Raw genomic sequence first — 21,696 nt, forward strand, 5'->3', positions numbered from 1 at the left:
ACCATGCCATTACCCGATTTCCATTCCTCTGAACCTTATACCCTTGGTATTGAACTTGAACTGCAGGTGGTTAACCCGCCGGGGTACGATCTGAGCCAGGACTCCTCCGCCCTTATCGCTGCCGTCAAAGACGACATCAAAGGCGGGGAAGTGAAGCACGATATCACCGAGAGCATGCTCGAAATCGCCACCGGCGTGTGTCAGAACATTGATCAGGCCGCCGCACAAATCTCGGTGATGCAGCAAAGTATTCTGCGCGCCGCTGCGGAGCAGCATATTCAGATCTGCGGCGGTGGGACGCACCCTTTTCAGAAGTGGCAGCGTCAGGAGGTGTGCGATGACGAGCGCTATAACGTCACGCTCGAACGGTTTGGCTATCTGATTTTGCAGGCGACGGTATTCGGCCAGCACGTGCATGTCGGGTGTCGGACCGGCGACGACGCTATTTATCTGCTGCATGGTTTGTCGCGCTTTGTCCCCCACTTTATTGCTCTGGCGGCGTCCTCACCCTATATGCAGGGTACGGACACGAAGTTCGCCTCGTCGCGACTCAATATCTTCTCGGGATTTCCGGATAATGGACAGATGCCGTGGGTGAACAACTGGCAAGAGTTCGAAGGGCTGTTTCGTCGTCTGAACGCCACCAGCATGATCGACAGCATTAAAGATTTGCACTGGGATATTCGCCCCAGCCCGCATTTTGGCACGGTCGAGGTGCGGGTGATGGATACACCGCTGACGCTCGGCCACGCGATCAACATCGCCGGGTTGATTCAGGCGACGTCTCACTGGCTGCTGACCACGCGGCCCTATAAGCATCAGGAAAAGGATTTTCTGCTGTACCGCTTTAACCGTTTTCAGGCGTGTCGTTATGGGTTAGAGGGCATTCTGACAGACGTGCAGACTGGTGAGCACAAAACCGTAGCGGAAGATATTGCGTGGCTGCTGGAGCAGGTTGCGCCGTCGGCCGAGAAGCTCGGCGCGACGAGCGCGATTAAGGAAATAGCCCTGATGTTAAAACAGGGCAAGAGCGAGGCGCAGCGCATGCGCGATTTTATCGCAGACGGCGGTTCGCTTATTTCTCTGGTTCAGAAACATTGCGAGCTGTGGGCGACGAGTCCGTAAGGCGATGTCCCCACTCACGCAGGCGCTGGAACAGCACAAACAGCGCCGGGATAAACAGAATGCCGACCACGGTGGCCACCAGCATCCCGCTGAACACCGTGGTGCCAATGATGCGGCGGCTCTGCGCCCCTGCCCCGGACGCCAGCATCATCGGCAGCACACCGATAATAAATGACACCGCCGTCATCATCACCGCCCGGAAGCGGCGTGAGGCGCCTTCACGGGCCGCATCGACAATCGCCATCCCCTCATGACGCCGTGCGCGGGCAAACTCGACGATCAGGATCGCGTTCTTGGCCGCCAGCGCGATTAACAGCACCAGGCCAATCTGCACATACACATCGTTGGCGTATCCCGCGATCCACAGCCACACCAGCGCGCCACCGATGGCGAACAGGACTGAGAGCATCACGCTCGCGGGCAGCGTCCAGCTCTCATACTGCGCGACAAGGAACAGCCACGCCATAACCACCGCGGCCAGGACAATCCAGATGGCCTGATTTCCGGTCTGCTGCTCCTGATAAGACATCCCGCTCCAGGCATAGTCGTACCCGGCAGGCAGGTTTTCCGCCAGAAGCTCGCTCATCACGGCCATCGCCGTGCTGCTGCTCACGCCGTCTGCCGCCGACCCGCTCACTGACACCGACGGGGACTGGTTATACTGCTGCAGGAACGGTGCGCCAACGGTCGGGGTAATCGTGACAAGATTACTCAGACGCACCCGCTCACCGTTATTGCTGCGCACGAACAATTCGCTGATTTGCCCGGCACGCTCGCGCCACTGCATTTCGTTCTGTACCACCACGTGGTAGACGCGGTTGTTAACGCTAAAATCCCCGGCACGCGTGCCGCCAAAGGCGGTTTGCAGGCTGCTGAAGATGCGCGAGACCGGCACGTCGAGGCGGGCAGCGCGCTCGCGATCAACGGTCAGCGTCAACTGTGGCACGTTGCTGCTCCAGGTGGTAAACACCCGGTTAAGCTGCGGATGCTGGTTAGCTTTTATCAAAACGTTGCGGGTAACGCGTTCCAGCTCAGCCGGGCTTTGCCCCGCCTGGGCCTGAATACGCAGGTCGAAGCCGGAGGCGTTGCCCAGCCCCGGCAACGTCGGCGGGGCGAAGGTCATGATGGTCGCTTCCGGCAGCGCCAGCAGCTGACGCTGCAGCGTTCCCATCACCTCATCAAGCGGCGGACGCTCCCCCCATGTCTTCAGCATGATGGAGATAAACCCGCCGTTAGACGCGCTGGTACCGTTGAGAATGTTAAAACCGGAGACCTGAATCACATCCTCGACCGCAGGGTGTCTGGCGATAAGCTCCCGCGCGGTGGTCATCACCGCTTCGGTACGCTCCAGCGACGCCGCTTCCGGCAGTTGCACGCTGGCGAAGAAGTAGCCCTGATCTTCCTGCGGGAGGAAGCCCTTTGGCATTGACATAAAGCTGAACACCACCACGCCCGCCGCACCGGCCGTTGCCAGCAGCACCAGCCACGGACGGAGGTTAATGCAGTTAACGATGCGGGTATAAACGGTGCGCGTGGTATCCAGTCCGCGGTTGAAAACGCGGTAAACCGCGGCTGGCTTCTTCGGGCGCGGGCGCAGCAACAGCGCACAGAGCGCTGGCGTCAGGGTCAGCGCCACCAGGCTTGAGAGCGTGACGGCGGTGGAGAGCGTGACTGCGAACTGGCGATACAACTCCCCCACGATCCCCGGCAGCAGCGCCACCGGCACAAACACCGCCAGCAGCACCAGGGTGGTGGCAATCACCGGCCCGGCAATCTGGCGCAGCGCCTGTGCGGTAGCCGCCGTGCGGCTTTGCCCTTCCGCCATTAGCGTTTCAACGCTCTCCACCACCACAATGGCGTCATCCACCACCATGGTAAGCGCCAGAATAATGGCGAACAGGCTGAGCGTGTTGGCCGAATAACCGAGGGTATAGAGCACCGCAAAGGTGCCGACCAGCGACACTGGAATAGCGAGCGCCACAATCAGCGTCGCACGCCAGCTCTGCAGAAATAAGGAAACCACCACCACGACGGCGAGCAGGGTCAGCGCCAGCGAGACACCAATCTCCTTGATGGTCGCGGCGACAAAGGTGGTGGTATCAAATTTTACTTCATAGGTCAGATCGTCCGGGAAACGTGCAGAGAGTCGCGCCAGCTCCGCGCGAACCGCATCGGCTACGCGCAGGGCGTTGGCGGACGGCGTAGGGTAGATGCCAAGATAGGCGGAGTCATGCCCGTTCAGCTGGGCGCCGGAGCTGTAGCTGCGCGACCCCAGTTCAATCGCGGCGACATCTTTCAGGCGCACCAGCTGGCCCATCTCCCCCGCACGGATAATGATGTCCGCAAAGTCCTCAGCCTGATTTAAACGCCCCAGGCCGTTAATCGTCAGGGTTTGCTGCTGGCCGTTAAACACCGGCGGCGTTCCGACCTGGCCTGCCGCCCCCTGGACGTTCTGCTCGCGTAACGCCTGAGCCACGTCATCGGTGGTCACGTTCAGGGCGTTCATGCGATCCGGACGCAGCCAGATACGCATGCTGTAGTCGCGTGCGCCAAACATCTGCACCTGCCCGACGCCCGGCAAACGCGCCAGCGCTTCACGCACCTGCGTGCTGGCGTAGTTACTGACGAAAAGCGGCGTGTGGGTATTGTCCGGTGAGTAAAGGCTTACCCCCATCATCAGATTGGTAGCGCGTTTACGCACTTGCACGCCGTTTTGCTGCGCCTCGGTGGGCAATTGCGCCACAGCCTGCGCCACGCGGTTTTGCACGTCGATGGCGGCCAGATCCGGATCGGTCCCTGCCGCAAATGTGATGTTCAGGCTGTAGGCACCTTCATCGGAACTGGTGGATTCCATATAGAGCATGTGATCCACGCCGTTAAGCTGAGTCTCCAGCGGCGTGGCAATGGCTTCCGCCACGTCAGCCGAACTGGCACCGGGCCAGCTGGCGGAGACATTCACCACCGGTGGGGTGATCTGCGGGTACTGCTCCACCGGGATAATCTTCAGCGCGATGGCACCCAGCAGGGTTATCACCAGCGCAATCACCATCGCGAAGCGCGGGCGTTTGAGGAAAAACGTCAGCATGATGGCTCCTTAATTCAGTATCTGGACGGCTGCGCCAGGCTGTACGCGCTGGGCACCGTCGGTGATCGCTCGCTCACCGGGATGTAAGCCGGATGAAATCTCAAACTGCTGGCCAATCTGTCCGGCAATCTTCAGCGGGCGTTTTTCGGCTTTGCCTTCTGCGTTAACCACCCAGGCAAAGAATCCCTCGCCGTTTTGCTGTACCGCCGCAGCGGACACTGTCAGCACCGGCTGCGCGCTTGCCGGACGCAGGTAGACATTCACATTGCCGCCCGGCAGCAGCTGATGGCGCGGGTTGGCAAATTCGGCGCGCAGCATCACGCTGGCGGTACGCGGGTCGATACGATTGTCCACGGAGGTCAGTTCACCGCTCAGGCGCTGACCATTGCTGTCAATCCGCGCCTGCCAGGCGCGCTTCAGGGCGCTGATATCCGCATGTTGTCCGGCTTTGGTGGCAAACGCCCCCTCTTCCAGCGCAAAGGCGATACGGATCGGATCAAGCTGCACGACATCCACCAGCACGCCGCTTGACGGGTTCACCAGGCTGCCGGCATGGAACTGGCTGTGCCCCACGCGGCCATCAATCGGCGATGTGATGCGCGTGTACGCCAGCGTCACGTTACGGGTTTCGAGGCGAGCTTTCGCCTGCTCCAGCGCAGCGCTGGCGACATCGCGCTGCATGCGCGCGTTATCCACGTCGTGACGGCTGATGGCATTGCTGTTGCCCAGGCTTTCAAAGCGTGAAAGCTGCTGCTGCGCCTGACGCAGCGTGGCTTCCGCGCTCTTTACCTCAGCCTGTGCCAGACGCACGGCGGCGCGTGGCTCGGCATCGTCCAGCTCAAACAGCACGTCACCTTTTTTCACGTATTGTCCGTCGCGAAAATGAACCTGGGTAATCACGCCTTCCGTGCGTGCTCTTATCTCGACGGTATGAATGGCTTCAATGCGGCCAGGCACGTGCCGTTCAGCGGCGTGGGTCGTTTGCTCCACAACCGCCACGCGAACCGGAATGGCAGCAGCAAACGCGGGTTGAAAGAGGGCGAGGAGGACGAACAGGAGCGGGAATTTCATGGGGATGTACCTCTGATGTGTTTCCCTCACCCCGGCCCTCTGCCCAATGAAAGGGAGGTCAGCATCCCCTCTCCCGGCGGGAGAGGGTTAAGGTGAGGGCAAAAGGTTATGCAGCCTTACGGAACCTGCGGGTCAGTCGCTTCTCGATTTCAACAACGAAGAACATCACCGCGGCTACCGCCAGCGTGACGAACCAGTAGCGCAGAGGCAGCGCTTCCGTACCGAAAAGCATCTGCATAAACGGCAGGTAGATGATTGCCGCCTGGAGCAGGAACAACACGCCTGTGACCAGCCAAATCCCTTTGTTCGCCAGCAGGCCACGGTTCAGGGAGAACCCTTCAGTGTTGCGGCAGTTAATCATGTATACCCACTGGGCGCAGACCAGCATCTGCAGCAGCACGGTACGGATGAACTCCGCGCTGTGGCCGCGCGGTGCCAGCCAGGCTTCCAGCGCAAAGGCGGCGATGGCAATCATGGTCCCGACGAAGGCCACGCGCCATACGGCGTACGCATCCATCACGTGCTGTCCGGTCTGACGCGGCGGACGCTTCATGATGTTGCGCTCGGCGGCTTCAAAGGCCAGGCCAAAGGAGAGCGTGGCGGAGGTTGCCATGTTCATCCACAAAATCAGTACCGGCGTCAGCGGGATAATGTTCCCTGCCAGCAGCGCAATAACAATCAGCAACCCCTGCGCCAGGTTGGTCGGCATAATGAACAGAATGGTTTTCTTCAGGTTGTCGTAAACGCGACGCCCCTCTTTTACCGCGCTGGCGATGGTGGCGAAGTTATCGTCGGTCAGGACCATATCCGCCGCCTCTTTGGTCACTTCGGTGCCTTTGATGCCCATTGCGATGCCCACGTCCGCCTGGCGCAACGCCGGAGCGTCATTCACACCGTCGCCGGTCATGCCCACGATCTCACCCTTGTCCTGCAGGGCTTTCACCAGGCGCAGCTTATGCTCCGGGCTGGTACGGGCGAAAATGTCATATTTCACCGCGGCGTCTGCAAGCTCAGCGTCGTCCATTTTCTCCAGTTGGTAGCCCGTCACCGCCTGCTCGCTGTTGGTGATCCCGAGCATCTGACCGATGCTCATTGCCGTCTGCGGGTGATCCCCGGTGATCATCTTCACGCGGATCCCGGCCTGCTGGCAGGCATGAATCGCATCAATCGCTTCAGGACGCGGTGGATCCATCATTGCGGCAATACCGAGGAAGATCAGCCCGTGATTCAGATCGTCATGCGTCAGCGCCTGCTCACCGTTCGCCGGTTTGAACGCCGCGGCAACCATACGCAGCCCCTGGCGTGCATAGCGCTCCATCTCGGTTTCCCAGTAAGCGCGGTCGAACGCTTCAGCGCCGTTACGGGCCTGCTGCTGTTTACACAGCGCGAAAATCACGTCCGGCGCGCCGGTAATCAGGATGTGCTCCTCGTGACCAATCTGATAGTGGGTGCTCATGTACTTGTACTGCGAATCGAACGGGATCTTGTTAATCAGGGTGGTCATCACCGGCTCAAGATGCGCCTTCGCCGCCAGCACCTTCAGCGCCCCTTCGGTCGGCCCACCGGTGATGCCCCACAGACCGCGTTCGTCCTGAATCAGTTGGCTGTCATTACAGAGATCGACAGTGCGCAGGTACTGCTCCAGCACGGTGCCCGGCTGGATCTGCATCGGCTCGTCGCTGCCTTCCAGGTAAATGTTCCCCACCGGCTCGTAGCTGTTACCGTCCACGCGGTAGCAACTGTCGGCAGTAATGATGGCTTTCACCGTCATCTCGTTCATGGTCAGGGTGCCGGTTTTATCCGAGCAGACCACGGTCATCGCCCCCAGGGTTTCAACCGTTGGCAACTTGCGGATAATCGCCCGCTTGCGTGCCATCGCCTGCACGCCAAGAGAAAGGATGATAGAAATAATGGCTGGCAGACCTTCCGGCACGGACGCGACCGCCAGGCTAATCAGAGAGAGCAGCAGCTCGCCCATGGGGATTTCGCGGAACACCAGGCTGAAGACAAACAGTGCCGCCATCATCGCCAGAATAATGGCGAAGATCGCTTTCCCCAGCTTGTCCATCTGCACCAGCAGCGGCGTACGATGCTTTTCAATACCCGCCATCATCTGGTTAATGTGGCCAAGTTCAGTCTCTTGCCCGGTGGCAATGACCACGCCAATGCCGCCCCCTGCACTCACGGTCGTACCGGAAAAGACCAGGTTAGTGCGGTCGCCCAGCGGTAATTCACCGGTCAGCGGATTAATGTGTTTATCCACCACGGTAGATTCGCCGGTCAGAATAGCCTCTTCCACGCGTAAATTATGCGCTTCGATTAAACGCATATCCGCCGGAATACGATCGCCCGCGCGTAATACAATAATATCGCCCGGGACTATTTCAGTTGTCGGTAGCGTTTCATGATTGCCATTGCGAATGACGCGCGCTTCGCTGGAGAGCATATTGCGAATACTCTTCAGGGATTTTTCCGCATTGCTTTCCTGAATATGGCCAATTAACGCGTTGATTACCGCCACACCGAGGATAACCAGCGTATCGACCCAGTGGCCCATAACTGCGGTTAATACCGCCGCGGCAAGCAGAACGTAAATCAGCACATCGTTAAAATGGGCGAGAAAACGTAGCCAGGCGGGCTTGCCTTTTTTCTCCGGCAACGCGTTAGGGCCATACTGATGCAGACGTGCCTGCGCTTCAGCACGGTCGAGGCCGCTTGCCTGGCTCTGCTTGTTAGCAAGCACTTGCTCAACGGTCTGCTGATACGCCTGCCCACCAGCAGGTGGCATGTTCTGAGAGAGATTTTTTTTGGTCATCGTATTTTTCCTTCAATATACGGTGGACGGAAGCCTGAATTCCTTTCTGGCTTTAATAAATTCATTTTTAAGGCTTGCGGGTAGAATTGATCTACCGCAATATAATTACTGCCGGGATATTCAAAACTAATAAATATTATTCGAATACGATGATTTTTACAAAATATTTCTAAACCAACGCTAAACGAGGAGGAACCATGTTTGGTATTTATCGCGCACGCCGCCTGGCGTTATACATTGTCGCAGCCATTGTTATTGCCACGTTAATTGGATATAGCACTTATATGTTTGTAAAATTATTTGCATGACAAGGACATTTATTTACATAACGCGATAATAATTTAATCGCTTCTGAGAGATTATTCTCTTTCTGTTATTTATTCGCAGAAAAGTGCATTTTATTTAACAAAAAACGTCTGCCGGGTTTATATTGCTTTACGTTCCGCGATGCCGGACAATGACATTTTTAACTGACGATTAACATTAAGATGAAACACCCGTTAGAATCGCTGCTCACAGCGGGGGGCATTTTGTTGATGGCCCTGCTCTCCTGCCTGCTGTTACCTGCGCCGTCGCTTGGGCTGGTGCTGGCGAAAAAGCTGATGACGATCTTCCACATGGTCGATCTTAACCAGCTGTACACCATTTTGTTCTGCGTGTGGTTTTTACTGCTTGGCGCCCTCGAATTCTTCATCCTGCGTTTCGTCTGGCGTCGCTGGTTTTCACTGGCATCGTAAGTAAAAAAACCGGGTGCGGCTGCGCCTTACCCGGTCGGATTTCTGCATAACGACACGTTCAGTGTGTCCGGCTGTGGTTCTCTTTGCGGTACGCGCCAGGCGGCTGGTTGAAGGTACGGGTAAAGATACGCGTAAACGTCTGCTGCGAATCAAAGCCGTAGCGCAAACAGATATCGTAGACACGCTCGTCCGATTCACGCAGGTCACGCGCTGCCAGCAGCAGCTTGCGTTCGCGAATGTAACGCCCGAGACTTTCGCCCTTATACTGCATAAACAAACGCTGCAGATGCCATTTCGAGTAACCCGCGTGGCGGGCGATCTCTTCGATACGTAATGGCTGGTGCAGGTTGTCGTCGATCCACTCGACGATGGTGTCGATGACTTGAGCGGAAATGGTCATACTGCTCTCCCCCTCTGCTTCTCGCTTAAACATTATTCCCACCACTCACGAAAGGTTTGCGTGGTATCACTCACGTGAACAGGTTCACCCAGCTCCGGCGTCAGTAGCCGATAATTTTTATCTTTGCTGGCCTGCGCCAGCTGGATCAGCGGATCGTTCCAGGTGTGTTTCGCCAGCACAAAGCGTCCGTTATGACCGGGCACGACAGCTTTCGCGTTAATGTCAGCCGACGCCTGCGCCGTTTCCGCCGGCATCATGTGAATGTACTTCCAGTCCCGATCGTACTGGCCGTTTTCCATAATGGCTAAATCCACCTCGCCAAACTGCTCACCGATGGCCCTGAAATGCGGGCCGTAACCGGAGTCTCCGCTGTAATAAACTTTCTGCGCCGGCGTGACGAACATAAAGCTCCCCCACAGGGTTTGATCGCGTTTAATCCCGCGTCCGGAGAAGTGACGTGCCGGCAGGACGTGCACCGATAAGTCATCACTGATGCGCACCGACTGGTTCCAGTCGCGCTCGTCGATAATCTCCGGCTTCATGCCCCAGTAGCGCAGATGAGATCCAACGCCCAGCGGAGTAACCACACGTTTCACCTTCGGCAGTAACGCCCTGATGGTGGCGTAATCCAGATGATCGTAGTGATCGTGGGAGATGATCAGCAGGTCGATCTCCGGCATGTTCTGCGCATGCCAGGGATACTCGCCCGCAAAAGCTTTATTGAGGAACGAGAACGGCGCGGCATAGTTACTGAGCACCGGATCGATCAGAATACGTTTACCCGCCAGCTGCATATACCACGACGAGTGACCGAGCCAGACCAGCGTGTCCTGCTCCAGCGGCAGACTGGCGAGATCGGTTTTCACCAGCGGCAGCGGCTGCGCGGGACGGGCATTTTCGGTTTTGCGGGTCAGAAATTGCCACCACGCTACCAGCATATTTTGCTCGCCGGTGAAGCCCGGTGTCGGCAACGTATTGTGGAATTTCCCGTCGCGATACTGCGGGGAGGCCTCCACTTCGGTAAGCTGCGCACCCTGCGGTGGCTGGCCAAATCCAGGATTCAGGACAAAAGGTAAACTCGCAGCTGAAGCAATAATCATGACGAACACCACGCAGATGAATAGAGGCTTTTTCATATCCTGACCCGAAAACGCGCCCCATCCGATGGTTTACGCGGGTTGAACTTGATTATGAGTGAGTAAGCACTCATTATAGATATGATGATAAAGTCGTCAAGACGTTTTCGATCTTTGACATTGCGCGTTGCAGCCTGTCAAAGCACGTGTTTCAATCAAGGTTTTTACAATTGACAGGAGGAACAATTTAGTGGCACGTCCGAAGAGTGAAGATAAAAAACAGGCCTTACTGGACGCAGCAACCGCTGCATTTGCACAGTCAGGTATTGCCGCCTCAACGGCCTTAATTGCCCGGAACGCGGGCGTCGCTGAAGGCACACTGTTCCGCTACTTTGCTACCAAAGACGATCTGCTGAATGCCCTCTATCTGCACCTGAAGCAGGATCTCTGCCAGACGATGCTGGCGGAGCTTGATCGCACGCTCACCCTCCCCAAAGAACATACCCGCAATATCTGGAACAGCTACGTGGACTGGGGCATCCGTAATCCTGTCGCTCACGCCGCCATTCGCCAGCTTGGCGTCAGCGAGAAGATCAGCGCAGAAACGGAGCAGGCCGTGCAGGAGATGTTCCCGGAGCTGCATGAACTGTGCCGTCGCGCAGTGCGTCCGGTATTTATGTCCGATGAGTTTCGTACCTTTGGTGATGCCATGTTCTTATCGCTTGCCGAAACCACCATGGAATTTGCCACCCGCGATCCGTCCCGCGCCGTCGATTTTAAAGCGCTGGGCTTTGAAGCCATGTGGCGTGGACTCGCCTCCGAGGATATTGATGGACAGTAAATCGCTGCAGGAACACGCCAAACGCGTGGCGCTGGAACTGCCGTTCACCGAACACTGCTGGCCGTTCGGGCCGGAATTTGATGTGTTTAAAGTGGGTGGCAAAATTTTCATGATTGTTGCGGTTGCTCACGGGCGACCGCATGTCAGCCTGAAATCCGATCCGGAAAAATCCCTGTTAAACCAGCAGATCTACCGCGGCGTTGAGCCGGGGTATCATCTCAATAAAAAGCACTGGATTTCACTCTACGGCACCGACGATGTTACGCCGGAACTGGTGGCCGATCTCATCAACGATTCCTGGAATCTGGTCGTCGATAAGCTGCCGAAAAAAGACCAGAAATGGATCAGGCCGCGCTGATTGTTCGTCTGAGACGAACAGATTAAGCGCTCAAAATGCACTTATCTTTTCCCGCTTCGCACGGTAATCTGCACTCCTTTTCGCGCCCGCACGCGGGCGAATTTTATCACCAGGAGTTGTTATGGATATCATTTCCGTTGCCCTGAAACGCCACTCCACCAAGGCGTTTGACCCAAGCAAGAAACTGACCGCTGAAGAAGCGGAGAAGATCAAAACACTGCTGCAGTACAGCCCGTCCAGCACGAACTCCCAGCCGTGGCATTTTATTATTGCCAGCACTGAGGAAGGTAAAGCGCGCGTGGCCAAATCTGCGGCAGGCACTTACGTGTTCAACGAACGCAAAATGATGGACGCCTCTCATGTGGTGGTGTTCTGCGCGAAAACCGCCATGGACGATGCGTGGCTTGAGCGCGTCGTCGATCAGGAAGAGGCCGACGGTCGCTTCAACACCCCAGAAGCAAAAGCGGCGAATCACAAAGGTCGCTGCTATTTCGCCGATATGCACCGCGTGGATCTGAAAGATGACGACCAGTGGATGGCGAAACAGGTTTACCTCAACGTCGGTAACTTCCTGTTAGGCGTGGCCGCGCTGGGCCTGGATGCCGTACCCATTGAAGGTTTTGACGCCGCCATCCTCGACGACGAGTTTGGCCTGAAAGAGAAAGGCTTCACCAGCCTGGTGGTGGTCCCGGTTGGACACCACAGCGTGGAAGATTTCAACGCCGCGCTGCCAAAATCTCGCCTGCCGCTGAGCACGATTGTGACCGAGTGCTAAGACAAACGGGCCGCAACTGCGGCCCGTTTTCAATCCCGCGTCATCTGCCTGGTTTCGCCATTGAACCAGCATCTCACGCAGACGGCGTTTTCTGCGTCTTCCCGATAAAAACGCGTAAAACTTACTTCTCCGCACGCCCGGCATGCCAGATCCGCTCCGCATACCGCCCTATCACCGCCAGCGACGCCGCCAGAATCAGGAAGAACACCACCTTGTTCATCCCATCCCAGAAGTATTCGAAGTAGCGGGTATAGAGGTTAATGGCCAGGAACGTCAGGCCAAACCCGCGCAGCATGCCGTCGTCGGTTTTCAGACTGATGTAAATACAGAGAACCGCCGCCACCGCAAACAGCAGCGCCCACGGCAGCAATGAGGCCTGGGTCACGCTGTACCAGTTATCGATATCGTAATTACCAAATATCGACATGATCCACAGGGCGACAAAGAGATACGTCAGCCCCATCGCTTTACTGGTGGTGTAGAGATGACGGGACTGCAGCACAGCACGCAGGATCCAGCACAGGGCCAGCAGCGCGCCGCCGAAAAAGATAAAGCGCACCGGATAGTTCATCCCCAGCCAGTAAGCGCCCCAGCCGGACATATAGCCCGTCTCCGCGCCAAACCAGTTGCCAAGCGAGAGCAAGAAGAACAGCCAGACCAGCCCGGAGCGGCCGAAAAAGCCTACCAGGCCATAGACGGCACAGCCGGCCAGGAACAGGGGCGCGATGTGGCCGCTGCCGTTATCCAGCCGTTCACCCAGCTGCCAGAGCGCGATGGCGGTAAACAAGACTCCGAGGAACAAAATCGCTTCGGTACTGTAATGCCACTGCGTCTCCCGCCGCTGGCGGCTGAAGCCCCACAAATAAAACAGCACGGCCATCAGTGCCGGCAGCCCGATGCGGGCAAGGGAGGAAAAAGCGAAGAATTCGATAATGCGCGCCATCATTTCGCTGTCCGAAAACAGGCTGCCGATGGCGATAATGACGCAGGCGAGTGCCGTCCAGAAGGCATAGCGGCTCAGCCGCTGCCAGTCCATGGTCACGCGTTGAAGCGTACCGGCCAGCCGCTGATGGTCATCAGCGGTTAATGTGCCTTCCTGTTGCCACTCGTTGAGTGCGCGGCGTAGCAGCCGCTCCTGTTTGCCAGTAACCTTCATTTTGCCTGCTCCGTCAGCCATTCCATTGCTCTCTCCCCGGCTTCATCCACTGGCAGATACACCAGCAACCGGGAACCGTTTCGTGGAGCAGAGTACCAGTACATCTGCTGCAGGGTAAATTCCCCTAGCTCCGGATGGGTAAACAACTTGAGCTGGTTTTCCACACCGCGCACGTCATTGCGCTGATGCCACAGATTTTTAAACTCCTCAGACACCGCAAAGAAGCGCGCCAGTTTGGCTTCCCACAGCGGGTCACCCCGGTGCTCGGCCATCGCCGCCCGGAAATAGGAGACAAAGACGGGCAGCACATCGTCACGTCTGCCGAGACGGGCGCGCCATGCCGGGTGGGTGAGGAACAGATAAATACAGTTGCGGTCTTCCGGGGGGATCGCATTGAAATCGACCCCCATCAGATGACCAAAGCTGTCGTTCCACGCCACGATGTCGAAATTGGGTTTCTGAATGCTGGCCGGTTTCGGCATCAACGTATCAAGCAGGCGGCGCGTGCCTTCGCTGATCCCTTCACAGCAGGTGGCCTGCGGTGCTTCACCCGGCGGTAGCCCGGCCAGCACAAAAAGATGGCGCGCTTCGGTTGGGGTACATTGCAGCGCTTTTGCCACGGCGGCCATCACCGCGCTGGACGGATTGACGTCCCTGCCCTGCTCAAGCCAGGTGTACCAGGTCACCCCGACGTCCGCCAGCAGGGCCACCTCTTCACGGCGCAGCCCGGGCGTGCGGCGTCGACCGCTGCGCGGCAGGCCGAGCCGCTGCGGATCGAGGCTTTCGCGTCGGGCGCGTAAAAACGCACCAAGTTGTTTTCGGGTGTCATCCTTGAGCGAGACGACGGGTTCAGACATCAGCGCCATAAATCCCCCTGCATGGTAGTGCCAGTACCAGTATAAGCAAGAACTGGTACCCGTTTATCAGATCGTTGATGCTACGACCATCTGTTGAATGACGCAATGGAGTTACCATGAATACGTCAGTCGTTTCACCGGGCCGCGCAGGCCTGATATTGCTGTTAACCGGCCAGATGCTGCCGCTGATTGATACCTCAATCACCAACGTGGCGCTGGATGCTATCACCCATTCGCTGCACGCTACGGCCACCGAGCTGGAATTAATTGTGGCCCTTTACGGTGTGGCCTTTGCCGTCTGCCTTGCCCTCGGCAGCAAGCTGGGGGATAACCTTGGCCGCCGTCGTCTTTTCATGTGGGGCGTGGCGAGCTTTGGCCTGGCCTCGCTGCTGTGCGGAATGGCAGGCAACATTGAACAACTGCTGGGCGCCCGTATTCTTCAGGGGGCTGGCGCGGCGCTGATCATGCCGCAAATTCTCGCCACCCTGCACGTAACGCTGAAAGGCACGGCCCACGCGAAGGCCATCAGCCTCTTTGGCGGCATCGGCGGCATCGCGTTTATCGTCGGCCAGATGGGCGGAGGCTGGCTGGTATCGGCGGACATTGCCGGCCTCGGCTGGCGCAACGCCTTCTTTATCAACGTGCCGATTTGTCTGGTGGTGCTGGCCATGAGCCGCCGCTACGTGCCGGAAACCCGCCGCGACACGCCATCAAGCATTGACTGGACGGGCACCGTCCTGCTGGCGATCATCCTCTGCTGCCTGCTGTTCCCGATGGCGCTTGGCCCGCAGTGGCACTGGTCCTGGCCGCTCAAGGTCGCGCTTATCGCCATTATTCCGCTTGCCGGGTTAATGGCCCTCAACGCCCGCAAAAAAGAGCGGGACGATGCACATCCGCTGATCCCGCCGCGCCTGCTGCAGTTGCGCAGTATCCGCTTTGGCGTGCTGATTGCGTTGCTCTTTTTTAGCGTCTGGTCCGGCTTTATGTTCTGCATGGCGTTAACCATGCAAACCGGTCTGGGGATGGCGCCGTGGCAGTCTGGCAACAGTTTTATCGCCCTGGGTGTTACCTACTTTATTTCAGCGTGGTTTGCCCCGCGTCTGATTGCCCGCTACAGCACCAGTACCATTCTGCTGACCGGTCTGGCGATCCAGATAGCGGGCCTGCTGGCGCTGATTGTCACCTTCCGCCTCTGGGGAATGCACAATACCGCGCTGACGCTGGCACCCGCGACCGGGCTGGTCGGCTACGGTCAGGCGCTGATCGTGAACAGTTTTTATCGTATTGGCATGCGCGATATTCAGCCTGATGACGCCGGGGCGGCGAGCGCCATTTTGAGCACGCTGCAGCAGGCGGCACTTGGACTCGGCCCGGCCATCTTTGGCGCGATTTTGCTGCACGGTCTGCAAAATCATCACGGAGATTACACTCAGGCGATCACCCTCTTCCTCGCGGTGGAAACTGGCCTGATGGTGATCCTCGCGCTGGCGACGCTGCGGGTTCGCCATCGGCTGTGCCTGCCGGTGGTGACGACCTGCCACGCCGTCAAATAACCCTGACGAATTTGCATAATAGATCCGCAGCCGCCATTATGGGGCTGCATCAATACAGGAGACGTTATGCAGGAATTAATTGCTCAGGTTGAAGAGTTAGGCATTGAAATTAATCACACCACCTCTTTAGTGATTATCTTTGGTATTATTTTTCTTACCGCACTCATCGTTCATTTTATTCTGCACAAAGTGGTCCTGCGGGCCTTTGAGAAGCGCGCGCAGGCCAGCAGCCATTTATGGTTGCAAATCATTACCCAGAACAAGTTATTTCACCGCGTCGCTTTTACCCTGCAGGGGATAATTGTCAACGTTCAGGCGGTACTGTGGCTGCAAAAAGGCAGCGAAGCCGCGGAAATGCTCACCACCTGCGCCAGGCTGTGGGTGATGGTGTATGCCCTGCTCTCGTTCTTCTCGCTGCTGGACGTCATTTTCAATCTTTCGCAAAAGATGGCGACAGCCTCGCAGCTCCCGCTGAAGGGCATCTTCCAGGGGATAAAACTGGTGAGCGCTATTCTGGTGGGGATTTTAATTATCTCGTTGCTGATTGGTCAGTCGCCAGCCATTCTGATTAGCGGCCTGGGCGCCATGGCGGCGGTGTTAATGCTGGTGTTTAAAGACCCGATCCTCGGGCTTGTCGCCGGGATCCAGCTCTCCGCCAATGACATGCTTAAACTCGGTGACTGGCTGGAGATGCCAAAATACGGAGCCAACGGCACGGTCACAGACATCGGCCTGACCACCGTGAAGGTGCGCAACTTCGACAACACCATCACCACCATTCCGACCTGGGCGCTGGTCTCTGATGCCTTTATCAACTGGAGCGGCATGTCGGCCTCCGGCGGGAGACGCATCAAGCGTAGCCTGAATATAGACACCACCAGCATCCACTTCCTCGACGAGCAGGAGCAACAGCAGCTGATTCAGGCGAAGCTGCTTAAGCCGTACATGGCGGCGCGTCACGAAGAAATTTCGCTCTGGAATCAGGAAAACGGTGAAGGCGAATCGGTGCTGAACCTGCGCAAAATGACCAATATTGGAACCTTCCGCGCCTATTTAAATGAATATCTGCGTAATCACCCGCGGATCCGTAAAGATATGACGCTGATGGTTCGCCAGTTAGCGCCAGAAGCTAACGGGCTGCCAGTTGAAATATACGCGTTCACTAACACGGTCGTCTGGGCGGAATATGAGGCGATTCAGGCCGATATTTTCGACCATATATTCGCGGTGGTGGATGAATTTGGTCTGCGTATTCATCAGTCTCCGACCGGAAACGATATTCGCTCGCTGGCTGGCGTAATAGCGAAATAATCAGGCGCTGGCGCGGGAGATAAAGCGCCAGTCCATCATCACTCTTTCTGTGGGCGCATCCGGGTTATCGATTTTATTCAACAACAAATCGACCGCCTTGCGCCCAATATCCCGCGACGGCTGTTCGATGGTGGTGAGCGAAATCATCTCCGCCAGTTCCGTACCGTCAAACCCGACTACCGCAATGTCTTCCGGCACGCGTAATCCCGCCTGCTGGATCGCATGCAATGCGCCTGCCGCCAGGGTATCGGAAACGGCAAAGACCGCGTCAGGCGGGTTTTCCTTCAGCAGGTTTTGCATCGCCGCCATTCCGGCGCCGAAGCTGAGATCGCTGGCGTATTCCACCGCCTGGTAAGCCAGATCTTTCAGGTGGATAACGCTCTTATAGCCACGCTCGCGCAGGCGGGCATATTTATAACTCAGGTCGTGGTTAATCATCGCGATCCGCCCGCGCCCGCCGTCGGCAAGCTGGCTGACGGCATGCTGCGAGGCGTCCACATCGTTAATCCCGACGCAGGAGACCGCACCGGCATCGGCGTATTCGGCGCACTGCACCCACGGCGCGGCGCCAATCAGGGCGGCCAGTTCAGGAAGCTTTGAGAAGGCATCCATGGTGATAATGCCGTCGACAATTTTACCGGACAGCAAACTCAGCCCCGAACGCGAGCGTTCAATGTCAGAGCCGGAGTTGCACAGCAGAATGCGGTAGCCGTTCTTTTCGGCTTCCTCTTCAATGCCTTTCACCACTTCGGCGCAGAACGGGTTAGCGATGTTCGACACCATTACCAGAATCATATAGCTGCGGGCAGTCCGCAGCTGGCGCGCCAGCAGGTTGGGCTGGTAATTACTCTCTTTGATCGCCTGCAGGACGCGTTCGCGGTTTTTCGCTTTCACGGTATCGCTGTTGTTAAGCACGCGAGAGACCGTTGCCACGGACACCCCGGCAAGCTGAGCGATTTTCTGAATGGACATAGCGACGGCATTTCCTGCGGTTAACGTTTTATGCAGGCTACCATAAATTCGTTGCCCGGCGAACCGGGCAACGCGTCAATAGGCAACGCGCACCCAGCGCTGCTGCTGATGGCTTTTCACTATCGCATCAATGATATACATGACGTTCGCGCCGTCATGGAACGTCGCAAACAGCGGCTGTGCCGGCATCTCCCCCTGCATCACGGCGCGGTAAAATTGCGCCATCATATTTTTAAAGGCATCAGGCCAGCCTTCGATATGTCCGCCGGGAAAATGGGCGCTTTCGGCCACGTCACGGTTCATCAGGTTTGGATCGTCGGAGAGGGTCTGGTTTGCCTGCGCGCGATGGCCGATCCAGAGTTGCTGCGGCACCTCCTGATCCCACGCCACGGACCGTTCGCTGCCGTTAATTTCAAACGTCAGCCGATTTTTGCGCCCGGCGCTGACCTGCGAGACGTTAAAGCTGCCTTTGCTGCCATCGTCGAAGCGCACCAGCACCGAGCCAAAATCTTCGGTGGTGACCGGTTTGTCTTCATCGTTCGCGCTGCGATCATTCGTGAAGGTCCGGTTTCCCGCCGCACTGGCCTTGCGCGTTGGCCAGACGATGGTGAGGTCGGCCATCACGTCGGTGATCCGCCGCCCGGTCACAAACTGCACCGTGTCACACCAGTGGGAGCCAATATCCGCCACCGCGCGCGACGCACCGCCCAGCGTGGCATCCACCCGCCAGTTGTAGTCGGTTTCCAGCAGCATCCAGTCCTGCAGGTAGCTGCCATGCGTGGCAAACAGCCGACCGAGACTGCCCTCGCGCCTCATGCTGGCCGCCTGGCGCACCATCGCAAACTGGCGATAGACAAAGCTGACGCCGTGTACCACGCCCGCCTGCTCAGCCAGTGCCACCAGCTCGCGGGCCTCTTCCGGGGTCATACACAGCGGCTTTTCGGAAAAAACATGCTTACCCGCCCGCAAAATCTGGCGGTTAATCTCTGCGTGCAGATGGTTTGGCGTGCAGTTATGCACCACGTGCAGATCCGGATGGGCGAGCAGCGCCTCAACGTTCCCGTAAGCATGGGGCACATTCAGCTGGCGCGCCTTTTCCTGCGCTTGTGAAAGCGAGCTGTCGCACAGGGCGACCACCTGCACACTGCCGAGACGCCGCAGCGCCTCAATGTGCGCCGGGCCGATAAAGCCGCTGCCGACGATCCCGACGTTAATCATGGCTGCCTCCCGCGGCGAAATCGTCAAACGCGCGCCCGGATACCGGAATGATATGACGACGGATAAATTCGCTGCCTTCGCGGGCACCGGTATCGCCATCCTTAAGACAGCACTCCCACTCCAGCACTGCCCAGCCCTCGTAGTCGTACTGGGTCAGTTTGCTGAAAATACCGGTGAAGTCGATCTGCCCGTCGCCCGGCGACCGGAAGCGACCCGCGCGATGGATCCACGACTGGTAGCCACCGTATGCACCGCTGCGCCCGTTGGGACGAAACTCTGCATCTTTGACGTGAAACGCTTTAATGCGCGCATGGTAGAGATCGATAAACGTCAGGTAGTCCATCTGCTGAAGCAGCATATGGCTGGGATCGTAGAGAATATTGCAGCGCGGGTGGTTGTCTACCAGCGCCAGAAAACGCTCAAACGTCACGCCGTCATGCAGATCTTCCCCCGGATGCAGCTCATAACAGACATCGACGCCGTGCTCATCAAAGGTGTCCAGAATGGGCCGCCAGCGGGTTGCCAGCGTCTGGAAAGCGTCCTGAAAACGCTGCGCGTTGTGCGGCGGCCACGGGTAGAAAAATGGCCACGCCAGCGATCCAGAAAAAGTGGCGTGCGCTGTCAGGCCTAATTTTGCGGAGGCTGCAGCCGCCTGATTCAGTTTGCTGGTTGCCCACGCCCGACGGGCCGCGTCGTTACCCCGCACGTCTGCCGGCGCGAAATGGTCAAACGCGTCGCCGTAGACCGGGTTCACCGCAATAAGCTGCCCTTCCAGATGAGTCGACAGCTCGCTGATCGCCAGTCCGTGCTCCGCCAGCGTGCCGGTAATGTCGTCACAGTAAGCCTGGCTCTCAGCCGCTTTCTCCACGTCAAAAATGTGCGGATGATTGCAGGGGATCTGCACGGCTTTGTAGCCCTTACCTGCTGCCCAGCCTGCCAGCCCATCCAGCGAGTTAAACGGCGCTTCTGCGCTGATAAACTGCGACAGGAAAATACCGGGTCCCTTAATCGTTCTCATACCACCTCCTGAACGTTACGCCTTGTCATCGTCATATTTGAACGTGAGAAGGAAAATCAGCGCAATCACCGCTGCCGCCACCGCCGGGATCCACCAGAAGGTGACCCACGCCTGCGGCACGGCCTGTCCCGCCACCAGACGGTTATACAGCGCGCCAGAAATCTGCGAACCAAGCAGCATGCCGATGCCGTAGGTGAACATCACGATCATGCTCTGCGCCTGGCCTTTCACCTTTTCGCCCGCCACGCGATCGGTATAGATAAAGCCCACCACAAAGAAGAAGTCATAGCACACACCGTGCAGCAGGATGCCGAGATAGAGCAGGAAACGTCCCTCCTCACTCACCCCCATGGCAAACATCGCGTAACGGACAAACCACGCCAGCATGCCGACCAGCAGCATAACTTTCACGCCCAGACGACGGAAAAGCAGCGGGATCACCAGCATGAAGACAATCTCTGACATCTGGCCGAACGACATCGCGGTGCTGACATCAGCAATCCCGGCATCCGCCAGATACGAGGCGGTGTAAGCGTAGTAGGTGCCAAGCGGCACGGAAATCAGCATTGCGCAGACGGAAAAGACCAGGAAGTGGCGGGTTTTCAGCAGGGCAAACGCATCAGCGCAGAACAGATCGCGAATCTGGACCGGCAGCCCTTTTGCCGGGGCGGGCGTGTGCGGCAGCGTCAGGCTGTAGAGCGCCAGCAGCACGGAGCTCGCCGCCGCAACCTGGAAGATCGTGACGCTGGAGGCCACGCCGGTAACGCCGATAAAGATCCCCGCGACAATCCAGCCGATAGTGCCGAACACGCGCACCACCGGGAAGGTTTTATCGACATTTGCCAGGCTGTGAAACGCGATGTTGTTCGTTAACGCCAGCGTCGGCATATAGCAAAGCGTGTAGCCAAACAGCAGGCCAATCAGCAGCGCACCATTTTCAGCGATCAGCGCCCCCGGAACGAACCACAGGATAGTCGCGCCCGCCAGGTGCATTACCGCCATCACCTTCTGCGAGGCGAAGAAGCGATCCACCAGCATCCCGAGCACGAACGGCGACAAAATAGAGGCGATGGGCCCAGCGGAGAACGCATCACCAATCAGCAACGACATGTTGTGCTGGGTCATCACCAGACCCAGCGTGACCGACCAGCTACCCCAGATAAAAAACTGCAGAAACATCATCAGCGACAGACGCGGAACCAGCAGCCGGTGCTGCCCTATCACCTTTCCACTACTTTCAGTTGTTGACACCATAATGAGCCTCACCCTAGAAAAGTAATCGATTACAAATACCCTCACATGGAAAGTAATCGATTACAAAATAAAGA

At 57.6% G+C, this 21,696-nt stretch carries 18 protein-coding genes; 7 read left to right on the top strand and 11 right to left on the bottom strand.

The window, feature by feature from the left end; translation table 11 throughout:
• The first annotated feature begins 3 nt into the window (after positions 1 to 3).
• The gene (locus tag QLG09_RS18500; protein ID WP_232929647.1) at positions 4 to 1,125 is read left to right on the top strand and encodes a YbdK family carboxylate-amine ligase; all 1,122 of its coding nucleotides are present in this window, start codon (positions 4 to 6) and stop codon (positions 1,123 to 1,125) included.
• Here the strand turns inward: QLG09_RS18500 and QLG09_RS18505 are convergent.
• From QLG09_RS18505 to QLG09_RS18515, 3 genes are all read right to left on the bottom strand, one after another.
• Positions 1,076 to 4,210, bottom strand: a complete 3,135-nt coding sequence (locus QLG09_RS18505; RefSeq protein WP_282489269.1) for an efflux RND transporter permease subunit — start codon at positions 4,208 to 4,210, stop codon at positions 1,076 to 1,078. The genes QLG09_RS18500 and QLG09_RS18505 overlap by 50 nt on opposite strands.
• Positions 4,211 to 4,219: 9 nt before the next feature.
• On the bottom strand, positions 4,220 to 5,281 hold the full coding sequence (locus tag QLG09_RS18510) for an efflux RND transporter periplasmic adaptor subunit (protein ID WP_063858397.1): 1,062 nt from the start codon (positions 5,279 to 5,281) through the stop codon (positions 4,220 to 4,222).
• Between the two features lie 106 nt (positions 5,282 to 5,387).
• Positions 5,388 to 8,096: a cation-transporting P-type ATPase gene (locus QLG09_RS18515; RefSeq protein ID WP_047744073.1), complete on the bottom strand. Its 2,709-nt coding sequence runs from the start codon at positions 8,094 to 8,096 to the stop codon at positions 5,388 to 5,390.
• 488 nt (positions 8,097 to 8,584) lie between these two features.
• Here QLG09_RS18515 and QLG09_RS18520 point away from each other — a divergent pair, with 488 nt between their 5' ends.
• Positions 8,585 to 8,833 carry a DUF1158 domain-containing protein gene (locus QLG09_RS18520; RefSeq protein WP_025204775.1) on the top strand — a complete coding sequence of 83 codons (249 nt, stop codon included), beginning with the start codon at positions 8,585 to 8,587 and terminating at the stop codon, positions 8,831 to 8,833.
• 58 nt (positions 8,834 to 8,891) lie between these two features.
• Here QLG09_RS18520 and QLG09_RS18525 read toward each other — a convergent pair whose 3' ends face one another.
• Both QLG09_RS18525 and QLG09_RS18530 read right to left on the bottom strand, forming a co-directional pair.
• A complete protein-coding gene (locus tag QLG09_RS18525) occupies positions 8,892 to 9,233 on the bottom strand; it encodes a RamA family antibiotic efflux transcriptional regulator (protein ID WP_020885132.1) in 342 nt (113 codons plus the stop codon).
• A gap of 32 nt (positions 9,234 to 9,265) precedes the next feature.
• Positions 9,266 to 10,369 (bottom strand): MBL fold metallo-hydrolase, encoded by a 1,104-nt coding sequence (locus QLG09_RS18530; protein WP_050737440.1) that lies wholly within the window; start codon positions 10,367 to 10,369, stop codon positions 9,266 to 9,268.
• A gap of 190 nt (positions 10,370 to 10,559) precedes the next feature.
• On the opposite strand from QLG09_RS18530, the gene QLG09_RS18535 reads away from it, so the two are divergent.
• The 3 genes from QLG09_RS18535 to nfsB all read left to right on the top strand — a co-directional run bounded on the left by QLG09_RS18535 (position 10,560) and on the right by nfsB (position 12,283).
• The gene (locus QLG09_RS18535) at positions 10,560 to 11,150 is read left to right on the top strand and encodes a TetR/AcrR family transcriptional regulator (protein WP_020885134.1); all 591 of its coding nucleotides are present in this window, start codon (positions 10,560 to 10,562) and stop codon (positions 11,148 to 11,150) included.
• Positions 11,140 to 11,508, top strand: a complete 369-nt coding sequence (locus QLG09_RS18540) for an MmcQ/YjbR family DNA-binding protein (RefSeq protein ID WP_020885135.1) — start codon at positions 11,140 to 11,142, stop codon at positions 11,506 to 11,508. Before QLG09_RS18535 ends, QLG09_RS18540 begins: the two co-directional genes overlap by 11 nt.
• Positions 11,509 to 11,629: 121 nt before the next feature.
• On the top strand, positions 11,630 to 12,283 hold the full coding sequence (gene nfsB, locus QLG09_RS18545; RefSeq protein ID WP_047357037.1) for an oxygen-insensitive NAD(P)H nitroreductase: 654 nt from the start codon (positions 11,630 to 11,632) through the stop codon (positions 12,281 to 12,283).
• A 121-nt stretch (positions 12,284 to 12,404) separates the two neighbouring features.
• Here nfsB and QLG09_RS18550 read toward each other — a convergent pair whose 3' ends face one another.
• Positions 12,405 to 13,439, bottom strand: a complete 1,035-nt coding sequence (locus tag QLG09_RS18550; RefSeq protein WP_050737441.1) for a hypothetical protein — start codon at positions 13,437 to 13,439, stop codon at positions 12,405 to 12,407.
• Positions 13,436 to 14,305, bottom strand: coding sequence for a helix-turn-helix transcriptional regulator (locus QLG09_RS18555; protein ID WP_014168966.1), 870 nt, complete (start codon positions 14,303 to 14,305; stop codon positions 13,436 to 13,438). The genes QLG09_RS18550 and QLG09_RS18555 overlap by 4 nt, the downstream gene beginning before the upstream one ends.
• Positions 14,306 to 14,412: 107 nt before the next feature.
• On the opposite strand from QLG09_RS18555, the gene QLG09_RS18560 reads away from it, so the two are divergent.
• Positions 14,413 to 15,849 (top strand): MFS transporter, encoded by a 1,437-nt coding sequence (locus QLG09_RS18560; RefSeq protein WP_032681520.1) that lies wholly within the window; start codon positions 14,413 to 14,415, stop codon positions 15,847 to 15,849.
• A gap of 66 nt (positions 15,850 to 15,915) precedes the next feature.
• Complete coding sequence (locus tag QLG09_RS18565) at positions 15,916 to 17,160, top strand: mechanosensitive ion channel family protein (RefSeq protein ID WP_020885139.1); 1,245 nt, start codon at positions 15,916 to 15,918, stop codon at positions 17,158 to 17,160.
• Here the strand turns inward: QLG09_RS18565 and QLG09_RS18570 are convergent, their stop codons facing one another.
• The 4 genes from QLG09_RS18570 to QLG09_RS18585 form a co-directional block, all read right to left on the bottom strand.
• Positions 17,161 to 18,132, bottom strand: coding sequence for a LacI family DNA-binding transcriptional regulator (locus QLG09_RS18570; RefSeq protein ID WP_025204778.1), 972 nt, complete (start codon positions 18,130 to 18,132; stop codon positions 17,161 to 17,163).
• Between the two features lie 75 nt (positions 18,133 to 18,207).
• Positions 18,208 to 19,350 carry a Gfo/Idh/MocA family oxidoreductase gene (locus QLG09_RS18575; RefSeq protein ID WP_050737442.1) on the bottom strand — a complete coding sequence of 381 codons (1,143 nt, stop codon included), beginning with the start codon at positions 19,348 to 19,350 and terminating at the stop codon, positions 18,208 to 18,210.
• Positions 19,343 to 20,368, bottom strand: coding sequence for a sugar phosphate isomerase/epimerase (locus QLG09_RS18580; protein WP_050737443.1), 1,026 nt, complete (start codon positions 20,366 to 20,368; stop codon positions 19,343 to 19,345). Before QLG09_RS18580 ends, QLG09_RS18575 begins: the two co-directional genes overlap by 8 nt.
• Before the next feature lie 15 nt (positions 20,369 to 20,383).
• Positions 20,384 to 21,622, bottom strand: coding sequence for an MFS transporter (locus QLG09_RS18585; protein ID WP_050737444.1), 1,239 nt, complete (start codon positions 21,620 to 21,622; stop codon positions 20,384 to 20,386).
• Positions 21,623 to 21,696 lie beyond the last annotated feature (74 nt).

Origin of the sequence: Enterobacter sp. V89_11 (assembly GCF_029967775.1) — a bacterium.
Lineage (GTDB): Bacteria > Pseudomonadota > Gammaproteobacteria > Enterobacterales > Enterobacteriaceae > Enterobacter > Enterobacter ludwigii.

Excerpts from the sequence above, each read along its gene's own strand:
- QLG09_RS18500 (WP_232929647.1), top strand. The coding sequence starts at position 4 with ATGCCATTACCCGATTTCCATTCCTCTGAACCTTATACCCTTGGTATT.
- QLG09_RS18505 (WP_282489269.1), bottom strand. The coding sequence starts at position 4,210 with ATGCTGACGTTTTTCCTCAAACGCCCGCGCTTCGCGATGGTGATTGCG.
- QLG09_RS18510 (WP_063858397.1), bottom strand. The coding sequence starts at position 5,281 with ATGAAATTCCCGCTCCTGTTCGTCCTCCTCGCCCTCTTTCAACCCGCG.
- QLG09_RS18515 (WP_047744073.1), bottom strand. The coding sequence starts at position 8,096 with ATGACCAAAAAAAATCTCTCTCAGAACATGCCACCTGCTGGTGGGCAG.
- QLG09_RS18520 (WP_025204775.1), top strand. The coding sequence starts at position 8,585 with ATGAAACACCCGTTAGAATCGCTGCTCACAGCGGGGGGCATTTTGTTG.
- QLG09_RS18525 (WP_020885132.1), bottom strand. The coding sequence starts at position 9,233 with ATGACCATTTCCGCTCAAGTCATCGACACCATCGTCGAGTGGATCGAC.
- QLG09_RS18530 (WP_050737440.1), bottom strand. The coding sequence starts at position 10,369 with ATGAAAAAGCCTCTATTCATCTGCGTGGTGTTCGTCATGATTATTGCT.
- QLG09_RS18540 (WP_020885135.1), top strand. The coding sequence starts at position 11,140 with ATGGACAGTAAATCGCTGCAGGAACACGCCAAACGCGTGGCGCTGGAA.
- nfsB (WP_047357037.1), top strand. The coding sequence starts at position 11,630 with ATGGATATCATTTCCGTTGCCCTGAAACGCCACTCCACCAAGGCGTTT.
- QLG09_RS18550 (WP_050737441.1), bottom strand. The coding sequence starts at position 13,439 with ATGAAGGTTACTGGCAAACAGGAGCGGCTGCTACGCCGCGCACTCAAC.
- QLG09_RS18555 (WP_014168966.1), bottom strand. The coding sequence starts at position 14,305 with ATGGCGCTGATGTCTGAACCCGTCGTCTCGCTCAAGGATGACACCCGA.
- QLG09_RS18560 (WP_032681520.1), top strand. The coding sequence starts at position 14,413 with ATGAATACGTCAGTCGTTTCACCGGGCCGCGCAGGCCTGATATTGCTG.
- QLG09_RS18565 (WP_020885139.1), top strand. The coding sequence starts at position 15,916 with ATGCAGGAATTAATTGCTCAGGTTGAAGAGTTAGGCATTGAAATTAAT.
- QLG09_RS18570 (WP_025204778.1), bottom strand. The coding sequence starts at position 18,132 with ATGTCCATTCAGAAAATCGCTCAGCTTGCCGGGGTGTCCGTGGCAACG.
- QLG09_RS18575 (WP_050737442.1), bottom strand. The coding sequence starts at position 19,350 with ATGATTAACGTCGGGATCGTCGGCAGCGGCTTTATCGGCCCGGCGCAC.
- QLG09_RS18580 (WP_050737443.1), bottom strand. The coding sequence starts at position 20,368 with ATGAGAACGATTAAGGGACCCGGTATTTTCCTGTCGCAGTTTATCAGC.
- QLG09_RS18585 (WP_050737444.1), bottom strand. The coding sequence starts at position 21,622 with ATGGTGTCAACAACTGAAAGTAGTGGAAAGGTGATAGGGCAGCACCGG.